We start from the raw sequence: 17,402 nt of genomic DNA on the forward strand, positions 1-17,402 counted from the left end.
CCGTCAGCCCTTGAGCCCCTGGGTGGCGACGCCGTCGACGAGGAAGCGCTGGAACACCAGGAAGAAGAGGAGGACGGGCAGGAGCGCGATGAACGACGCGGTGACGGTGGCGCCGTAGTCGCTGACCGAGGTCTGGTCGTTGTAGAGGCGCAGCGCGATGGGCAGCGGGTAGTTCTCGGGGCTGGTGAGGTACAGCAGGGGGCCGAGGAAGTCGTTCCACGCCCAGATGAACGCGAAGATCGAGCAGGTGATCAGCGCGGGCTTGATCAGCGGCAGGATGATCGACCAGAAGATGCGGATGTGGCCGGCGCCGTCGATGCGGGCGGCTTCGTCCATGTCACGCGGCATCTGGCGGATGAACTGCACCAGCAGGAACACGAAGAACGCTTCGGTGGCGAGGAACTTCGGCAGCAGCAGCGGCCAGAACGTGTCGATCATGTCGAGGCGCTGGAAGATGATGTACTGCGGGATGATCACCACGTGGAACGGCAGCAGCAGCGTGCCGATCATCGCGGCGAACAGGATGCCGAGGCCCTTGAACTGGATGCGGGCGAACGCGTAGGCGGCCAGCGATGAGGACAGCAGCACGCCGATGACGGAGCCGGCGGCGATGATGAAGCTGTTCAGGAAGAACCGCCACATCGGCACACCCGCGATGCCCTCCATCACCTTCGCGTAGTTGGCAATGGTCGGGTTGTTCGGAAGCAGCCCCATGTTGGAGCCGAACTCGCTGTTGGGCTTGAACGTGGAGAACAGCAGCCACACCAGCGGGTAGAGCACGACCGCGGTGACCGCGATGAGCACGACGAACCAGATGACGGTCTGCCACGTGCCGCGCTTGACCTTGCGGCGGGGCTGCTGCGGGGTGGCGTCGACCTGGTTCTCGAGGGTGGCGATGGCGGGTTCGCCGAAACTTGTGGTGCTCATCGGTTGTCTCCGGCGTAGTGGACCCAGCTGCGCTGGGTGCGGAAGAGGATGAAGGCGATGACGGCGACGACGATCAGCAGCACCCACGCGATGGCGGCCGCGTAGCCCATCTGCCCGTCACTGAAGCCGCGCTTGTAGAGGTAGAGGGTGATGAAGTTGGTCATGCCGGCGGGGCCGCCGGTGCCGTTGGAGATGATGTAGGCCGACGCGAACACCTGGAACGCGCCGATCAGGCCGAGCAGCAGGTTGAAGAAGATCACCGGCGAGAGCATCGGCAGGGTGACCGCGCGGAAGCGGTGCCAGGGTCCGGCGCCGTCCATCTCCGCGGCCTCGTAGAGCTCCTTGGGGATCTGCTTGAGGCCGGCGAGGAAGATCACCATGGTGGCGCCGAACATCCAGATCGCGAGGAGGATCATCGCGGGCAGCACCAGCGCGGGGTTGCCGATCCAGCCGCCCAGGTCGATGCCGATCGCGGAGAGGGCGTTGTCGACGGGACCGTCGGAGGCGAACATCGCCCGCCACACGATGGCGACGGAGACCGAGCCGCCGATGAGGGAGGGGGCGTAGAAGGCGGAGCGGAAGAACCCGGCGCCCTTGTCGCGGTAGTTCAGCAGCATCGCCACGCCGAGGGCCGCGGCGAGGGTGATCGGGGTGCCCACCAGCACGTAGATCAGGGTGATCTGCGCGGACTGCATGAACGCCGGGTCGTTGGTGAACATCCGGATGTAGTTGTCGAAACCAATCCACTTCGGCGGTGCGAAGATGTTGTACTTCGTGAACGACAGGTACAGCGAGTACGCCATCGGGATCAGCGTGAGCCCGAAGAAGCCGACCATCCACGGGACGAGGAACCCGTATCCGGCCAGCGTCTCCTTCATGACACGCTGGCGCTGACCCGGCCGATTCACGTGCTCAGGGCTGCTCCGGCGGAACAGGGACCGGCGTGAGGACTTCTCACCGGTCACGATGACTCTGGTCGCTGTGGTGCTCACGAGACTCTCCGATACGGGTTGTGGAGTAGTGGTTCTCCGGGCCCGGGCGCATCGTACGCCCGGACCCGGAAGCTGTCACTGGTTGAGGACGACGTCCATCTCGGCGAAGAACTGCGAGACCGCGTCGTCGACCGTGACGGTGCCGAAGTTGAGCTCGGTGCCGAGCTGGCGAAACTTCTCCTCGAGCGTGCCGTAGCCCACGATCGGAACCGGCGGGGCGTCGCCGAGGCGGTCTGCGATCGAGGCCTCGTAGTCCTTGACCTGCTGGCTCAGCGGGTCGAGCTCGGCAGCCGCGAGGGCGGTCTCCGAGGCCGGGAGGCCACGGTTGGTGCCGAAGATCTCACCGGACTCGGGAGAGTTCACGAGGAAGTTGACGAGCGCCGCCGCCGCCTCGGGGTGCTCGGTGTTGGCCGAGATCGTGTGCAGCATGGACGGCTTGAGGTACAGGTCCTTCGCGCCTTCCTTGGTCACCGGGGGAGCGATGAGGCCGAGCTCGGTGTAGTCCGCGCCGAGACCCGCGAGGTAGCCCGCGCCGAAGTTGTCCCAGGTCAGCTCGCTCGCCGTCAGCGCGCTGTCGAAGGCGCCCTTCGGGGCGACCTCTTCCACGCGCTGCTGCGGGATGCCGATGCCGTCCTCGCGGATCGGGGCGCCGGACTCCCAGAACTCGGTGAGGCGCTCCTCGTCGAAGCCGGGCGTGCCGTCCTCGTTGAAGAGGTTCTTGCCCTCCGAGCGCAGCTGCAGCTCGAAGTTCTGGATGCGGCCGGTGTAGTCGCCGCCGCCCCAGAACTCGCCGCCGGAGCCGTCGGTGACCTCGCCCATCCAGTCGGTGTAGTCGTCCCAGCTGCCGCCTTCGAACTCTTCGACGCCGGCCTTCTCGAGCAGGACCGGGTTGGTGAACAGGCCCCACGCGTTGGTGGAGGTCGTGATGCCGTAGGTGGTGTCGTCGACGACGCCGATGTTGAGGATGTTCTCGGGCAGCGGGTCGGTCTCGATGATGTTGCCGAGGTACGGGTCGAGGTCGAGCAGCAGGCCGTTCTCGGAGTACTGGCGCAGGTACGAGTAGTCGAACTGCATGACGTCGGGGAGGTTGCCGCCGGCGGCCTCGGTCTGACGCTTCTCCCAGAACTCGGGGAAGGTCAGGAACGTGGAGTTCACCGTGATGTTCGGGTACTCCTCGTTGAACGCCGCGATGGCCTCGTTGTAGAGCCCGGCGCGGACGTCGTTGCCCCAGAATGCGAGGTCGAGGGTGACCTTCTCGTCGGGGTCGAATGTGGGTGCGGCGTCGGGGGTCTCGTCGCTGCCGCCGGCGCAGCCGGCCAGCACGAGGGCGGCGCCGGCCGCGACCGCGGCGACGGCGAGTGCCCGCTTCTTGCTGAACATCCTTGTCCTCCTTGTGAACGTCTGCGTTCGCTGTTCCGCGTGAGACGTTCGTCGTCTGTGTGTGCGGTGTGGGGCGCTCTGTGGTGCAGATCCTGCGATGTTGGAAAGCGCTTGCCCGCTACGGTACTCCGTCTAAAAACGTTTCGCAAGGCGTTCGGATGAGTTTTTTAAACGATTCAGTAACAGCAGCGATCTTGGGGTGATTACGGACTGTGCTCGGTCCCAGCCCTCGACGCGCCGCCGCCGCCCGGTTCCGACAGGTCAACCGGCCTTCTGCAGGAGAGATTCGCTCTCCCGGATCGTGCGGAACCCCGGTTGACCTGTTGAAGGAGGGTGAGCGGAAGGGCGGGGGAGGGATGCCTCGAGTCAGCGCTCGGCGACGAGCGTGCCGTCGACGACGCGCAGGCGCGCGACGTGGACGGCGCTGCGGCGATGACTGCGCTCCCCGGTGTCGGCGAGCTCGCTGCCGTCCCACCAGGGGTGGGTGAAGAAGTACAGCCGTGCCTCGTCGCCGAGGACCACCACCGAGCCGTGCCGCCCGATCTGGATGCCGTCCCGCGCAGCGCCGCTCTCGCCCAGGATGACGGCATCCGTCCCGCCCTGCCGCTGCCACGTGACGGCGTCGGCGCTGCGGTGCACGGCCATGCCGCGCCACTCGTCGGTGAGAAGGAACCACGTGCCGTCGAGCGCGAAGACGAAGGGGCCCTCGTGCGGGCGCCCGCCGACGGCGGTGCCGTCGAGCCGCCACGAGTCGAGATCATCCGACACCGCGACCGCCGTGGTCGAATCGGCCGCCTCGTCCTTGTACCAGAGGCGCCACAGGCCATCGGGGCAGCGCGTGACGGCGGCGTCGATCACGCGGTCGCTCGCGAGCGGGACGACACCACGGCGGCTCCAGGTGCGCAGGTCGTCCGAAAGGTACTCGACGATCCGGCGCGTGTGCCCCTCCCACCGGGTCGGCACGCCGTCGATCTCCGTGAGGTACATCCGCCAACGCGTTCCGTCGTGGATGATCTCGGGTGCCCAATGCGTCTCACCGACCGCCGCGGGCGGCGGCCCGTCCGCCAGGCCGAGGCCCGCGGCATCCGGTTCCAGCGTCCCGGCATAGCTCCAGCGCAGGCCGTCCTCGCTGCGGGCCACGCCGATGCGCGAGCCGTGGACCCAGGCGACCCCGTCGCCGGGGTGCGGATGCGTGGCGCGGCGCTGCGTGTAGAACATCCACCAGCCGTCGGCGTCGCGCACCACGACGGGATCGGTCGCGCCGTCGTAGACGGGATCGCGGTAGATCTCGCGGGGCGCTGCGGCGTCGGGGTCGAGTGACGCGTCGACCGTCATCGGGCCGGACGCAGGTCGATCACGGCGCTCGCGAAGCTCTTGCGGTGCGTCGGGTGCGCGGCGAGGTCGGCGGGGGTCACCACGGCGCCATCGGCGTCGGCCGACGCGTAGATCGCGGCGACCAGCTCGATCGAGCGCGCCGGCGCCGCTGCCGTGGGCGGCAGCGGCGATCCCGTGCGCAGGGCGTCGAACACGTCGCGGAGCAGATACACGTGGTCGCTCCGCTCTTCGGGGCCGGTGATGTCCCACGTCGCCGCGTCGGCGGGGTCGACGTGCGGAGCCGGTGTGATGCGCCAGTTCTCGTGGCCGTGCCCGTACAGGTGGTCGACCGTGATCGTCGCCTTCTCGGTGTCGATGCGGATCGAGCTCGTCTCGCGCGGCGACAGCGTGCTCGAGACGACCTGCGCGACGATGCCGCCCTCGAACACCACGGTCGCCGTCGACACGTCCTCGGTCTGCGTCTCGCGGTCGAGCCGCCACAGCCGTCCCTCGACGCGCGTCCAGTCGCCCAGCAGGAACGCCAGGAGGTCGAGCTGGTGGATGGCGTGCCCGAGGGTGGTGCCCCCGCCTTCGGTCTCCCACTTGCCGCGCCACGGCACGGCGAAGTACGAGGCGTCGCGGTACCAGAGCGTCTGGCACTGCGCGACGAGCGGTCGCCCGAGCGCTCCGGAGTCGAGGAGGCGCTTCACGTGGGCGGGCGCGGTGCCGGTGCGCTGCTGGAAGACGACCGCGAGCTGCCGTCCGGCGGCGGTCGCGGCATCCGTCATCTGCTCGAGCTCGTCGAGGGACGGTGCCGGCGGCTTCTCGACCACCACGTGCGCGCCGGCCGCGAACGCCGCGAGGGTCTGCGCGGTGTGCGCGCCCGGGGGAGTGCAGATGTGGACGACGTCGGGGTGCTCGGCGGCGAGCAGCGACTCGAGGTCGTCGTACACGGCGGGCGCGCCGTACGTCTCGGCGAATGCGTCGGCCGACGCGCGGCTGAGATCGGTGACCGCGATCAGCTCGGCGTGCGGGTAGGCGGCGATGGCTCGGATATGCGAGTGGGCGATCGCTCCCGTGCCCACGATGGCGCAGCGGAGGGTCTCGGTCACGGTGGCTCCTTCGGGTGGATCGCGAACGGATGCTGCAGCCCCGCGGCATCCGCTCCTCCAGGGTAGGCGGTAGAGACGGAAAGCGCTATCCCGCCGCAGCCCCGCGTCGTTCGCGGCGTTCGCGGATCCGGAATTCGGACTCGCGCGCCCTTTCCGGGCCCGGGCGGACGCGTGGGTCCGGAAACCTCGGGATCTCCGAATTCCGGATCGGCTCGGCATTGACCTCGCGACCCGGTGCGCGAGCCGGCGAGCGGGCGAAGACGTGTGGACGTCAGCGGGGGAGGCCGGCCTGGGTCGCGTGGAGGTGGGCGTAGCGGCCCCCGGCGGCAACGAGCGCGTCGTGGCCGCCGACCTCGATGACCTCGCCGTGTTCGAGCACGACGATGCGGTCGGCCTGGCGGATGGTCGAAAGGCGGTGGGCGACGACGAGCGTGGTCCGGCCCTTCATGAGGCGGTTCAGCGCCTCTTTGACGAGCTCCTCCGACTCGGGGTCCAGCGCCGAGGTCGCCTCGTCGAGCAGCAGGATGCGCGGGTCGCGCACCAGAGCGCGGGCGATCGCGAGCCGCTGGCGCTGGCCGCCCGACAGTCGCGCGCCGCGTTCGCCGACGACCGTGTCCCACCCGTCGGGCAGCCGGTCGACGAACTCCGCGGCGTTCGCGTCGCGCAGGGCGGCACGCAGGCGGTCGTCGGAGACGTCGTCGAGGCCGTACGCGATGTTCTCGCGGATCGTCCCCTCGAAGAGCACCGACTCCTGCGGCACGACCGAGACCCACTGCCGTACCGTGCGCAGGTCCAGGTCCTGCATGTCGACGCCGTCGAGCAGGATCCGGCCCGCTGTCGGGCGCACGAAGCCCAGCACGAGGTTGAGCATCGTGGACTTGCCCGAGCCGGATGAGCCCACGAAGGCCACGGTCTCGCCGGGCGAGATGTCGAGCGAGATGTCGTGCACGGCATCCCGCTCCGCCTCGTCGTAGCGGTGCGACACGTGCTGCAACTCGAGATGGCCGCCGACGTGCAGGGCGGCGCGCTTGCCCTCGTTCTGCTCGAGGTCGGGCTCCTGCAGCACCTCCGAGATCGACCGCATCGACTCCAGGCCGCGCGCTCCCACCGGGATCAGCATGAGCAGCTGCGTCAGGCCGCCGGTGAGCAGCGTGAAGTAGGTCGACAGCAGCACGACCTCACCGGGCGTGATGGGGAGCAAGCCCGTCAGCGAGAAGACGGCCGCGAGCACGAGGCATCCCACGCCCAGCAGCTGCATCGCGACCCACGAGATCGACGCGACGTGGCCGTTCAGCATGTCGAGGTGCAGGCCGGCACGGCGCACGCCGTCGGCGCCCGAGGCGACGCGGGTGACGGCGGTCTGCTCGAGGCCGTGCGCGCGGGTGACGGGGATGAGAGAGGCCATCTCGCCGACCCGTGCGGAGAGGGTCTCGACCTCGCGGCGGAACACCTCGTTGCGCTCACGCGAGCGGTTGCGCAGCCCGTAGCGGATGCCGATGGCGATCGGGATCGCGAGCGCGTAGACCGGGAGGAACTGCGGCACCGTGATCGCGGTCATCGAGATGGCGCCGATCATGACCATGGTGGCCGACAGCAGCGGGTGGGTCACCTGCTGGAGCATGAGCTCGATGTTCTCGACGTCGCGCACGACCTTCGTCTGCACGATCGAAGAGCTCACCCGTGTGTGGTAGCCGATCGAGAGGCTCTGCAGCCGCGCCGCGAGCGCGTTGCGCAGGTCCGCGCCGGTGTCGCGCACGACGGTCATGAAGTTGCGCGTGTAGACGATGTGCATCGGGTAGTTCTGGACGAGCAGCACCGCAGCGACCGAGAACCAGATGAGCACGGTCGAGACCTCGCCGCCGGTCGCGACGATGTCGATGATCTTCGCCGTCACCACGGGCAGGAACCACAGCGGGATCTCTTTGCACGCGAACGCGAGGATCGCCACGGTCATGCGCCCGGGCCGACGAGCGAGCAGCTTCAGCACAGAGCGGCCCGGTCGGGGGTTCTGGGCGATCGAGATGATGCGGATGGCTCCGGTAAACGCTTTCTGCGTCATGCAGACATGGTACTGGCGCGGACGATCAGTTCGGGCCGGTAGACGACATTGCCGAGGTCGGAACCAGCGGTGCCGCCGATGCGCGCGAGCAGCAGCTCGGCCGCGGTGCGTCCCATCTCGCGGGCGGGCTGGCGCACGGAGGTGAGGGGCACGCCCGCGATCGCCGCGAATTCGATGTCGTCGTAGCCGACGACGGCGACGTCGTCCGGCACCCGCACGCCCCGCGAGATCAGTCCGTGCACCAGGCCGATCGCCAGGTGGTCGTTCGATGTCACGATCCCGTCCGGGAGATCGGCGGGGGAGCGAGCGGCCAGCTGCTCGCCGAACGCCACGCCGAGCTCGGACGTCGTGCGCGCGGTCCAGATCGGCTCGAGGGTTGCGCCGGGCTGGGCGGCGACGGCGAGCCGTGTGCCCTGCAGGCGTTCGCGCACCTGTCGCACCTCCTCGCGCGCGCCCACGAAGGCGAGCCGCCGGCGTCCCGTCGCGAGCAGGTGCTCGGCGGCGAGCCGACCGCCGGCGACGTCGTCGAACGACACCGAGGGCAGCTCGCCGGTGTCGTCGATCGCATCGACGAGGACGACCGGGATGCCGCGGCCTCGCAATCGCTGCAGCCAGGGTTCGAGGGGGCCGAACGGGCTCACCAGCGCTCCCTCGACCTGCACCCGCTCGAACAGCTCGAGGTGGTCGCGCTCCTTGCCGACGTCGTCGCTGGAGTTGCCGACGAGGACGCGCATCCCGGCTGCCGCGGCGGCGTCCTCGGCGCCGGCGACCATGTCGCCGAAGAACGGGTTGGCGATGTTGATGACCGTCATCCCCAGCAGCCCGGAGCGCCCGGCGCGCAGCTGCTGGGCGGCCTGCAGCGGCACGTAGCCGAGCTGGTCTGCGGCCGAGCGCACCCGGTCGACGAGGCGCTCGCTCACCATGTGAGGGCGGTTCAGCGCGTTCGAGACCGTGCTGATCGAGACGCCCGCGCGCTCGGCGACATCGCGGATGCCGACTCGCTTCATGTCGTTCGTCCCGTCATCTTCACCCGGCACGGGTCCGGGCCGGACGCCCCCGCGCGCCCGATCCGACTATGGTAGGCGCTTTCCTGACCCCGGGAGAGTCCCGGCGACGGGGTCGATCGTTACCCCCGCGTTACGAGGAGACATTTGACGAATCGAGCAGTGCCGCCTACTCTTCAATCGAAGCGGTTCGAAATCGAAGCGGTTCGACGAACGAACCTCGGATCCCGCCCCTCGACAGAGCGGCAGCCACGTACACGAAGGAGTGACATGGAACGGCGTGCTCACCCGGCGGTCCCCTCGGCGGATGCCGCGAACCAGGGCACGCTCCGATGACCACTCAGGCGCAGTCGCAGGTCGTTTTCCAGGAGGCGGCGGTTCACAACCTCGACAACAACGCCAAGAAGGGGCGCGGCCGACGCCTGCGTCCGGCGGGCAGCCGGACGTCGTTCACGCTGTTCCTCTGCATCGTGCCGTTCCTGGTTCTGGCGTTCCTGTTCTCGTACCTGCCGCTGTACGGCTGGATCTACTCGCTGTACGACTACAAGCCGGCGCTCGGCCTCGAGGGCAGCGAGTTCGTGGGCCTGCAGTGGTTCCAGATGCTGGTGAGCTCACCCACGCAGATGGCGCAGATCGGCCAAGTGCTCCTCAACACCCTCGCGATCAGCTTCCTCGGGATCGCGACATCCGTGCTGCCGCTGTTCTTCGCGATCCTGCTCAACGAGATCAAGGCGCCCTGGTTCCGCAACTCCGTGCAGACCCTCACGGCCCTCCCGAACTTCATCTCGTGGGTGCTGGTCTACATGATCGCCTTCTCGCTCTTCTCGAGCTCGGGCCTCGTCAACGACGTCCTCAACGACGCCGGACTCATCACGGCGCCCATCAAGTTCCTCGACACCGACCAGAACGTGTGGATCACCATGACGCTCTGGAGCATCTGGAAGGGGCTCGGCTGGGGCGCGATCATCTACCTCGCCGCGATCGCCGGCATCGACCAGTCGCTGTACGAGTCGGCCCGCATCGACGGCGCCGGCCGCTTCCAGCTGATGCGGTACATCACGGTGCCGCAGCTGATGCCGACCTATCTCGTGCTCCTGCTGCTGTCGATCGCGAACATCCTCAACAACGGCATGGAGCAGTACTACGTGTTCCAGAACGCCTTCAACAAGCAGTGGATCCAGGTGCTCGACCTCTACGTCTACAACATCGGCATGACGGGCAACAGCCTGTCGATGGCGACCGCGATCGGCATGCTCAAGAGCCTCATCTCGGTCGCCCTGCTGCTCACCGTCAACGCGGTCTCCAAGCGCGTCCGCGGCGAATCGATCGTCTGAGAGGCCAGGACATGACCACGACGATGACGAAGACGCTCACCACGACGAAGAAGGGCGACACCTCGGCCCGCTATGGCGGGACCGTCGGCGATGTGGTGTTCCGCCTCGCGAACTACGCGCTGTTCTTCCTCTTCGCGCTGATCTGCGCGTACCCCTTCTACTACCTGATCATCAACTCCGTCAGCGCCAACGACATCTCGGCGCTCGGCGACGTGCGCCTGTGGCCGGTCGGGTTCCACCTGTCGAACTACGCCCAGGTGTTCCAGCTGCCCGGTCTGCCGATGGCGACGGTGGTCAGCATCGGCCGCACCGTGATCGGAACGGCCCTCACGGTGCTCGCTTCCGCCTTCCTCGGGTTCATGTTCACGCAGACCCGCATGTGGGGCCGCAAGTTCTGGTACCGCTTCCTCATCATCACCATGTACTTCAGCGCGGGCCTGATCCCGGTGTTCATCATCATGAAGACGCTGGGTCTCACCAACAACTTCTGGGTCTACGTGCTCCCGTTCGTGGTGCAGCCGTTCAACGTCATCCTCGCGAAGACCTACGTCGAGTCGATGCCGAAGGAGCTGCAGGAAGCGGCCGAGGTCGACGGCGCCAACATCCTGCAGGTCTTCTTCAAGGTCTACCTGCCGAACATGACGCCGATCCTCGCGACGATCGCGATCTTCAGTGCGGTCACACAGTGGAACAGCTTCCAGGACACCCTGATCTACATCACCGACCAGAGCCTGTACACGCTGCAGTACCTGCTCTACATGTTCATCAACCAGGCATCGAGCCTCGCTCAGGCGGCGCAGAACGCCGGCGGCAACATCGGCCAGATCGCCGGGCTCGCCACCGAGCAGACGCCGACCTCGATACGCATGACCGTCTCGGTGCTCGTCGTGCTGCCCATCATCTTCATCTATCCCCTGTTCCAGCGCTTCTTCGTGAAGGGCATCATGCTGGGCGCCGTCAAGGGTTGACGGCGGCCACGAACCACCACAGAACCACCAAGAAAGGAAAGCAATGACGCTTCGAAAGAAGGTGTCCCTGGCTCTCGTGGCGCTGCTCGCCGCGGGCTCGCTCGCCTCCTGCAGCGCCGGCGGCGGCGACGACCAGGGCGCGATCGATCAGTTCCCCGAGAAGTGGGACCAGGAGATCACGATCGACGTGTTCGACGGTCTCGCCAACTACATGGGCGTCCAGCAGGGCTGGTTCGCCAAGATCGTCAAAGACAAGTTCAACATGAAGCTGAACATCATCGCCCCGAACGTCGCGGGCGGCGGTGACACCCTCTACAACACGCGCGTCGCGGCCGGCGACCTCGGCGACCTGATCATCACCGACAAGGGCCAGAAGCTCGACGAGCTCATCGAGGGCGGCCTGGTGAAGGACTCGGCGAACTACTACGGCGCGATGGACAACCTCGCGAAGTTCGACGCCGCGGTCGAGCACCTCAACGACGGCAAGGACGGCGTCTACGGCTTCCCGTCGGCGGTCTCGTCGCTCAAGCCGACCGAGCCCTCCGAGGGTCTCAACCCCACCTTCGGCCCGTACCTGCGCTGGGACTACTACAAGGAGGCCGGCTACCCCGAGATCGGCACCCTCGAAGACCTCCTCCCGGTGCTCGCCGACATGCAGGCCGCGCACCCCACCGCCGACAACGGTCAGCCGACCTACGCCTTCTCGCTGTTCAAGGACTGGGACGGCAACATGATGGTCACCGCGAAGCAGCCCGCCTGCTTCTACGGCTACGACGAGATCGGGTTCGTGCTGGCCAAGGCCGACGGCTCGGACTACCAGAGCATCCTCGACCCGGACGGCGAGTACATCCGCAACCTGAAGCTCTACTTCGACGCCAACCAGCTCGGCCTCGTCGACCCTGAGTCGACGACGCAGAACTACGACACGCTCTTCTCGAAGTTCCAGAACGGCCAGGTGCTGTTCTCGTGGTGGCCGTGGCTGGGCCAGTCCGCCTTCAACACCGAGGAGAACATGGCCGCCGGCAAGGGCTTCGAGATGGTGCCCCTGGCGGACCAGAACATCTTCTCGTACGGCGCCGAGGCGTACGGCGGCAAGCAGGTGTTCGCGATCGGCTCGAAGGCCGAGGACCCGGAGCGCATCGCGGCGTTCATCGACTGGCTCTACTCGCCCGAGGGCGCGTACGCCAACAGCAGCCAGACCGGTGCATCGGCGGGACCCAAGGGCCTCACGTGGGACGTCAACGACGCCGGCGAGCCCGAGCTCACCGACTTCGGCAACGAGGCCTTCCTCCAGGGCGGCGCGACAGTTCCCGAGGAGTGGGGCGGCGGCGAGTACGCCGACGGCGTCTCGGCGCTCAACCTCAGCGCGGTGCTTCCGATCGACACCGACCCTGAGACGAGCCTGCCGTACAGCTACACGTTCTGGCCCACCTACCAGGCCGCGATCGCCAACCCGCTGACCGTCGACTGGTCGGCGAACATGGGCGACGCGACCTCGACCATGGAGTACCTGCAGACCAACGACCAGGTGCTCGTGGCCCCGGGCGCCAGCTACGCGGCACCGGCCGACGACTCCGAGATCGAGACACTGCGCAACCAGGTCAAGGAGATCATCAAGCAGTACTCGTGGCAGATGGTGTTCGCCTCGAACGAGGCGCAGTTCGACTCGCTCCGCGACGAGCTGATCAAGACCGCTGAGGGCCTCGGCTACGACAAGGTGCTCGAGTTCGACATGACCAACGCGAAGTCGCAGAACGACGCGCGCGTGGCCGTGGCGAAGGAGTTCGCCAACTAGCCGCACCGGTACGACGCGAAGGGCTCGGGATGCAGCATCCCGAGCCCTTCGTCGTGTCCGCTGCTCGCGCGCGCGTCCTCATCCGAGGAGGTCTGCCGAGATGAGGAGCCCGGCGTCGGGAGGGGTCCGCAGCGGGGCACTCGTCCTCGATTGAGGATCACGGATGCTGCGGGCCGCGGCATCCGTCACCGCGAAGCCCGGAGGGGTCAGACCTCGTGGCGGGCGAAGACGCTGCGAAAGAGGAAGGCCGTGGCGTAGGCGCCGACGGAGAAGCCGATGGTGGCGATCAGGATCGCGACGGGAGGGAACAGGATCGTCAGCGCGACCGCGGTCACCGGGATCACGAGAACGCCGAGGGTGCGCACCGGCTCTGCCGCCGGGAGCAGCAGCGAGTTCTTGAGGGTCTGGCGCACGGGCCCCGTGAGGTAAGCGACCTGCGCCATCGCGTAGAGGAACGCCGCGAAGAGGTACACCGCGCCGATCACCGCCACCACCCCGGCCACGCCGGCGAACAGCGCGGGATAGGCGAACCAGAACACGCTCGAGAATCCGAGCAGCGCGGCGGGCAGGAGCAGACACAGCATCAACACCGTGGCGCGGCCGAAGTTCGCCCGGAACGCGGGGAAGAAGTCCTTGAGGGGGCGTCCGCTCTCATCGTCGGAGTAGCGGATCGTGACCTCGTACAGCGCGCTCGTGGCCGCGCCGATCGTGACGATCGGCAGGCACACGAGGATGTAGAGCAGGTTGAGCGCGACGAACGTCAGGAACGTCGAGAAGCCGCCGAGCGCGCGGCTGTCGGGATCGATCCTCATGCGTGCGTCACGATCGCGGCGCCGTGGGTGCTCCGGTGAGCGCCGGCGGCAGCAGGCGCACGGCGGGCTTCGCACCGCTGGAGAGGATCTCGCAGATCATGTCGGTCGCGGCCGCGCCGATCGCCTCGGCGGGCACCGCGATGCTGTCGGCGAGACCCGGCACCGAGCGCGCCACGTCGTCCGGGCACAGCGCGACGATCGCGGGTTCGTCCCCGCGCCGGACGCCGCGCTGGGTGATCGTCGTCGCGACGTGGGGGAGCGCGCCTTCGTTGTGCACGAAGAAGCCCGTGATGCCCGGGTCCTCCGTCATCACGCCGTCGACAGTGGCGATGGACTCGGACGTGCTCGGGCACGCGTGGACGCTGCCCGTCACGCCGTTCGCCTCGCACGCCGCCAGGAACCCGCGTGCAAGCCGGTCGGCGTACGAGGTGTGACGCGACATCACCTCGGGCGGCGAGCCGATGAGCGCGATGCGCTCGTGGCCGAGTGCGACGAGCCGGTCGACCGCGAGCCAGCCCGCGGCCTCGAAGTCGAAGTCGACGCAGGGCACGGAGCGACGCCCCTCGGGAAGACCGATGAGGACGCTCGGATGCCCCAGCCCCGACAGCGTGTCGATGCGCGGGTCGTCCGACTCGACGTCCATGACCAGCAGTGCGTCGACCATCGACCCCTTCGCCGCACGCTGCAGCGCCTTCGAGTCGTCGCTCGCGAGCAGCAGGATGTCGTAGCCGTGCTTGCGCGCCTGCGTGACGACGCCGGTGACGATCTGCATCACGACGTGGACGTCGACGCCGGTGCGCAGCGGAGCCTGCAGGCCGATGACATTGGTCGAGCGGGATGCCAGTGAGCGCGCGCCCGCGTGCGGGCTGAAGCCGAGGCTGTCGATCGCCTTCTCGACCCGGTCGCGCGTCTCCTGCGAGATGGCCCGCTTGCCGCTCATGACGTACGACACCGTCGAGATCGACACGCCCGCCTTCTGCGCGACGTCCGCGATCGTCACCATGAGATCCCCCGCTCTCCTCGTTCGATCACCCGTGTGGTTCCGGGTGCGAGCTCGTATGTTCCGATCGAACCGTCCGGCCCGTGCACACTCATTGTGACTGCTCGCGCCCGCGCGCGAAGCCGCGCCCGCACGAGTCGTCCGCCGGCCCATTCGACGTCGACCGACACGTCGCCACGGGAACGGATGCCGCGCACCCGGCCATCCGGCCACTCCGGCGGCAGCGCGGGCAGCAGTCGCAGCGTGACGCTGGGCACCTCCCGGTCGTCGACGGGGTTTGGGGCGTCATTCCTCCGTTGGGGCGCAGATTCTGCGCCCCAACGGAGGTTCTGCGCCCCAGACCCGGAAGTGACAGGGCGTGAGGGCTCGAGGAAGGACTGCACGAGGGCCTCGGCGATCGCTGCGGTCAGTCCGAGGTTGCCGTCGATCTGATACGGCGGATGCGCGCTGAAGAGGTTGGGGTAGACCCCGCCGCGATGAGCATCGGAGCCCTCTTCCGCGGGTCGGAGCGCCAGCCGCAGCTGCGCGTGCACGGCCGCGCCGTCGCCCAGGCGCGCCTGCATCGCGGCACGCCAGGCGAGCGCCCAGCCGGTCGACTCCGGACCGCGGAGGCGAATGGACTCGGATGCTGCGCGCGCGAGGCCGGGTGTCGCGGCCGGCGTGATCCGCGCCAGCGGGAACAGGCCGATGAGGTGCGAGAGGTGGCGGTGGTCGGGTTCGGCCTCGACGCGCTCACGGTCCCACTCGAGGAGATCGCCGCGTGCCGACACCTGCGGGTCGGGGAGGGCATCCGTGAGAGTGGTCAGCTCCGCGATCCACGGGTCGTCGACGTCGAGCACCGCCGCGGCGGCACGGCAGACCGCGGCGAGCTCGCGCAGCAGGGCGACGTCCATCGCCGCCGACACCGCGACCCCGCGCTCGCGCCCTTCGGCGTCGATGTAGTGGTTCTCGGGCGAGGTCGACGGGCTCGTCCACGCGCGCTCGCCGTCCGTCTGGATCCACGAGAGCGCGAAGGCCGCGGCCGAGGCGAGCGCCGGCCAGGCCTCGCCCTGCAGGTACGCGCGGTCTCCGCCGAACGAGTAGTGCTCCCACAGGTGCAGGGCGAGCCACACCCCGCCGAGCGACCAGTTCGCCCACGCCGGGTCGCCGTGGCCGGCGCCGACCGGCGCGGCGAAGGCCCAGGCATCCGAATTGTGATGGGCCACCCAGCCGTCCGCGCCGTACAGCTCGCGCGCGACGGCGGGGCCCGTCGTCTCGGAGAGCCGCCGCGTGAAGCGCAGGAGGGGCTCATGGCACTCGGCGAGGTCGGTCGTCTCGGCCGGCCAGTACGCCATCTGCGTGTTGATGTTGAGGGTGTACGCGCTCGACCACGGCCCCGGAAGCTCGGCGTTCCACAGCCCCTGCAGGGTGACCGGCAGCCCGCCGGGCTGCGACGAAGCGATGAGCAGGTACCGCCCGTAGTGGAACATGATGGCGGCGAGAGCGGGGTCGTCGCGCTCCTGCGCGCGACGCACCCGGTCTACGGTGTCGAGTGCCTCCACGCCGCCCGGTGCCGGCAGTTCGAGCGCGCACCGCGCGTAGAGCTCACCGTGGGCGGCTTCGTGGGCGGTGAGCAGGTCGGCTGCGGTCGCGTGGACGTCGACGGAGCCACGGATGCCGCGCAGCAGCGCCGCCGCGTGCCCCTCCGCATCGCGGGCATCGGCCGGGTCGCCGGGCAGCGAAGGCGAAGTGGCCGTGGCGATCGCGAAGAGGTGCGTCGTCGCGGGCGCGCCGACGAGGACCCCGTCGACGACCTCGGAGGCGCCGCGCGCCTGGACCAGGATCGCGCCATGGCGCCCGTGCTCCTCGTCGTAGCGGATGGGCTCGGCGGGGCTCTCGTGACCGGGTGCGACGTCGACCGGGAGCCACCATTCGGTCGCGAGATCGCCGCCCGCCGAGCGCGGGGCCGAGCGCGGGCGCAGGAGCGACCCGATCTCGAGGTGCACGCGCACCGGCTCGTTCGCGGTGACCTCGTGCATGATCGCGCCGGTCACGAGGTCCGCCCACGTGCGGTGCCGCACGTCGACGTCGCCGAGCGCGTAGTGGTGGGTCGCGACGCCGGTGGCGAGATCCAGGCGCCGCCCGTAGACCCGAGGCGTTTCGACTGGCTCGTTCCTCGCTCGCTCAACGGCCGGTTCGGAGCCGGACCCTCGCTCGTCGAGCGAGGGAGCGCCGGCGACCGGGTCGAAGCGCCCCGGACCCGGCTGCGACCCGGAGTGCGCAGCATCCGTCTCCACCGTCAGCTCGACCCAGCCGAGCGGCAGGTAGGCCTGCACCCACGGTGCCTGCATGCGCTGCAGGAGTGCCTCGGCGGAGTCGACGTCGTCGGCGTCGATCGCCGCGCGCACGGCCTCGAGTGCCTCGGGGCCGTGATCCGCGACGCCTTCCAGCGGGTCGGCGTCTGCGCGCCCCGACCACGCCGTGATGTCGTTCAGCCACAGCCGCTCGCCGCCGGCGAGCCCCGCGCACATCGCGCCGCGCACGCCGTTGCCGACCGGGTAGGCCTCGAGCCACCGTGAGGCGGGCGCGGAGGAGCGCAGCGTGTGAAGCCCTTCGGCGAGCTCAGGGTCCGAGCCGGGCGGAGGTGGGACCGCATCATCGCGGCGCGTGGACATCGTCACAGTCGTAGTATACCGTCTCAGTGTTGAAGCGCTTCGAAAGTTCGA

The 17,402-nt window shown here is 68.7% G+C and carries 13 protein-coding genes; 3 read left to right on the forward strand and 10 right to left on the reverse strand.

Annotated elements, in window-relative coordinates; all coding sequences use genetic code 11:
- Positions 1-3 precede the first annotated feature (3 nt).
- From RS82_RS03740 to RS82_RS03770, 7 genes are all read right to left on the reverse strand, one after another.
- Entirely contained in the window at positions 4-927 is a 924-nt protein-coding gene (locus RS82_RS03740) for a carbohydrate ABC transporter permease (protein WP_045297004.1), read from the reverse strand.
- Entirely contained in the window at positions 924-1,919 is a 996-nt protein-coding gene (locus tag RS82_RS03745; RefSeq protein WP_045297005.1) for a carbohydrate ABC transporter permease, read from the reverse strand. Before RS82_RS03745 ends, RS82_RS03740 begins: the two co-directional genes overlap by 4 nt.
- A 75-nt stretch (positions 1,920-1,994) precedes the next feature.
- Positions 1,995-3,299 carry an ABC transporter substrate-binding protein gene (locus tag RS82_RS03750; protein WP_045297006.1) on the reverse strand — a complete coding sequence of 435 codons (1,305 nt, stop codon included), beginning with the start codon at positions 3,297-3,299 and terminating at the stop codon, positions 1,995-1,997.
- A gap of 366 nt (positions 3,300-3,665) precedes the next feature.
- Complete coding sequence (locus tag RS82_RS03755; protein ID WP_045297007.1) at positions 3,666-4,634, reverse strand: glycoside hydrolase family protein; 969 nt, start codon at positions 4,632-4,634, stop codon at positions 3,666-3,668.
- Complete coding sequence (locus RS82_RS03760) at positions 4,631-5,725, reverse strand: Gfo/Idh/MocA family protein (protein ID WP_045297008.1); 1,095 nt, start codon at positions 5,723-5,725, stop codon at positions 4,631-4,633. Before RS82_RS03760 ends, RS82_RS03755 begins: the two co-directional genes overlap by 4 nt.
- A 271-nt stretch (positions 5,726-5,996) precedes the next feature.
- Entirely contained in the window at positions 5,997-7,784 is a 1,788-nt protein-coding gene (locus RS82_RS03765) for an ABC transporter ATP-binding protein (protein WP_045297010.1), read from the reverse strand.
- On the reverse strand, positions 7,781-8,791 hold the full coding sequence (locus tag RS82_RS03770) for a LacI family DNA-binding transcriptional regulator (RefSeq protein ID WP_045297011.1): 1,011 nt from the start codon (positions 8,789-8,791) through the stop codon (positions 7,781-7,783). Before RS82_RS03770 ends, RS82_RS03765 begins: the two co-directional genes overlap by 4 nt.
- Positions 8,792-9,120: 329 nt before the next feature.
- Between RS82_RS03770 and RS82_RS03775 the strand changes: the two genes are divergently transcribed.
- Genes RS82_RS03775 through RS82_RS03785 form a run of 3 tightly spaced genes read left to right on the forward strand, consistent with a single transcriptional unit; the run spans position 9,121 to position 12,885 of the window.
- Positions 9,121-10,122 (forward strand): ABC transporter permease, encoded by a 1,002-nt coding sequence (locus RS82_RS03775; RefSeq protein ID WP_211255850.1) that lies wholly within the window; start codon positions 9,121-9,123, stop codon positions 10,120-10,122.
- Between the two features lie 11 nt (positions 10,123-10,133).
- The gene (locus RS82_RS03780; RefSeq protein ID WP_211255851.1) at positions 10,134-11,090 is read left to right on the forward strand and encodes a carbohydrate ABC transporter permease; all 957 of its coding nucleotides are present in this window, start codon (positions 10,134-10,136) and stop codon (positions 11,088-11,090) included.
- A gap of 43 nt (positions 11,091-11,133) precedes the next feature.
- Complete coding sequence (locus RS82_RS03785) at positions 11,134-12,885, forward strand: type 2 periplasmic-binding domain-containing protein (protein ID WP_045297013.1); 1,752 nt, start codon at positions 11,134-11,136, stop codon at positions 12,883-12,885.
- Between the two features lie 206 nt (positions 12,886-13,091).
- Here RS82_RS03785 and RS82_RS03790 read toward each other — a convergent pair whose 3' ends face one another.
- The 3 genes from RS82_RS03790 to RS82_RS03800 are packed head-to-tail and all read right to left on the reverse strand — an operon-like array spanning position 13,092 to position 17,351.
- Positions 13,092-13,697 (reverse strand): YesL family protein, encoded by a 606-nt coding sequence (locus tag RS82_RS03790; RefSeq protein WP_045297015.1) that lies wholly within the window; start codon positions 13,695-13,697, stop codon positions 13,092-13,094.
- Between the two features lie 7 nt (positions 13,698-13,704).
- Positions 13,705-14,700 (reverse strand): LacI family DNA-binding transcriptional regulator, encoded by a 996-nt coding sequence (locus tag RS82_RS03795; protein ID WP_045297017.1) that lies wholly within the window; start codon positions 14,698-14,700, stop codon positions 13,705-13,707.
- Positions 14,694-17,351, reverse strand: a complete 2,658-nt coding sequence (locus RS82_RS03800) for a glycosyl hydrolase family 95 catalytic domain-containing protein (RefSeq protein ID WP_157005375.1) — start codon at positions 17,349-17,351, stop codon at positions 14,694-14,696. Before RS82_RS03800 ends, RS82_RS03795 begins: the two co-directional genes overlap by 7 nt.
- Positions 17,352-17,402: the final 51 nt, after the last annotated feature.

The sequence above is a fragment of the Microbacterium trichothecenolyticum genome, assembly GCF_000956465.1.
GTDB classification, from domain to species: domain Bacteria; phylum Actinomycetota; class Actinomycetes; order Actinomycetales; family Microbacteriaceae; genus Microbacterium; species Microbacterium trichothecenolyticum.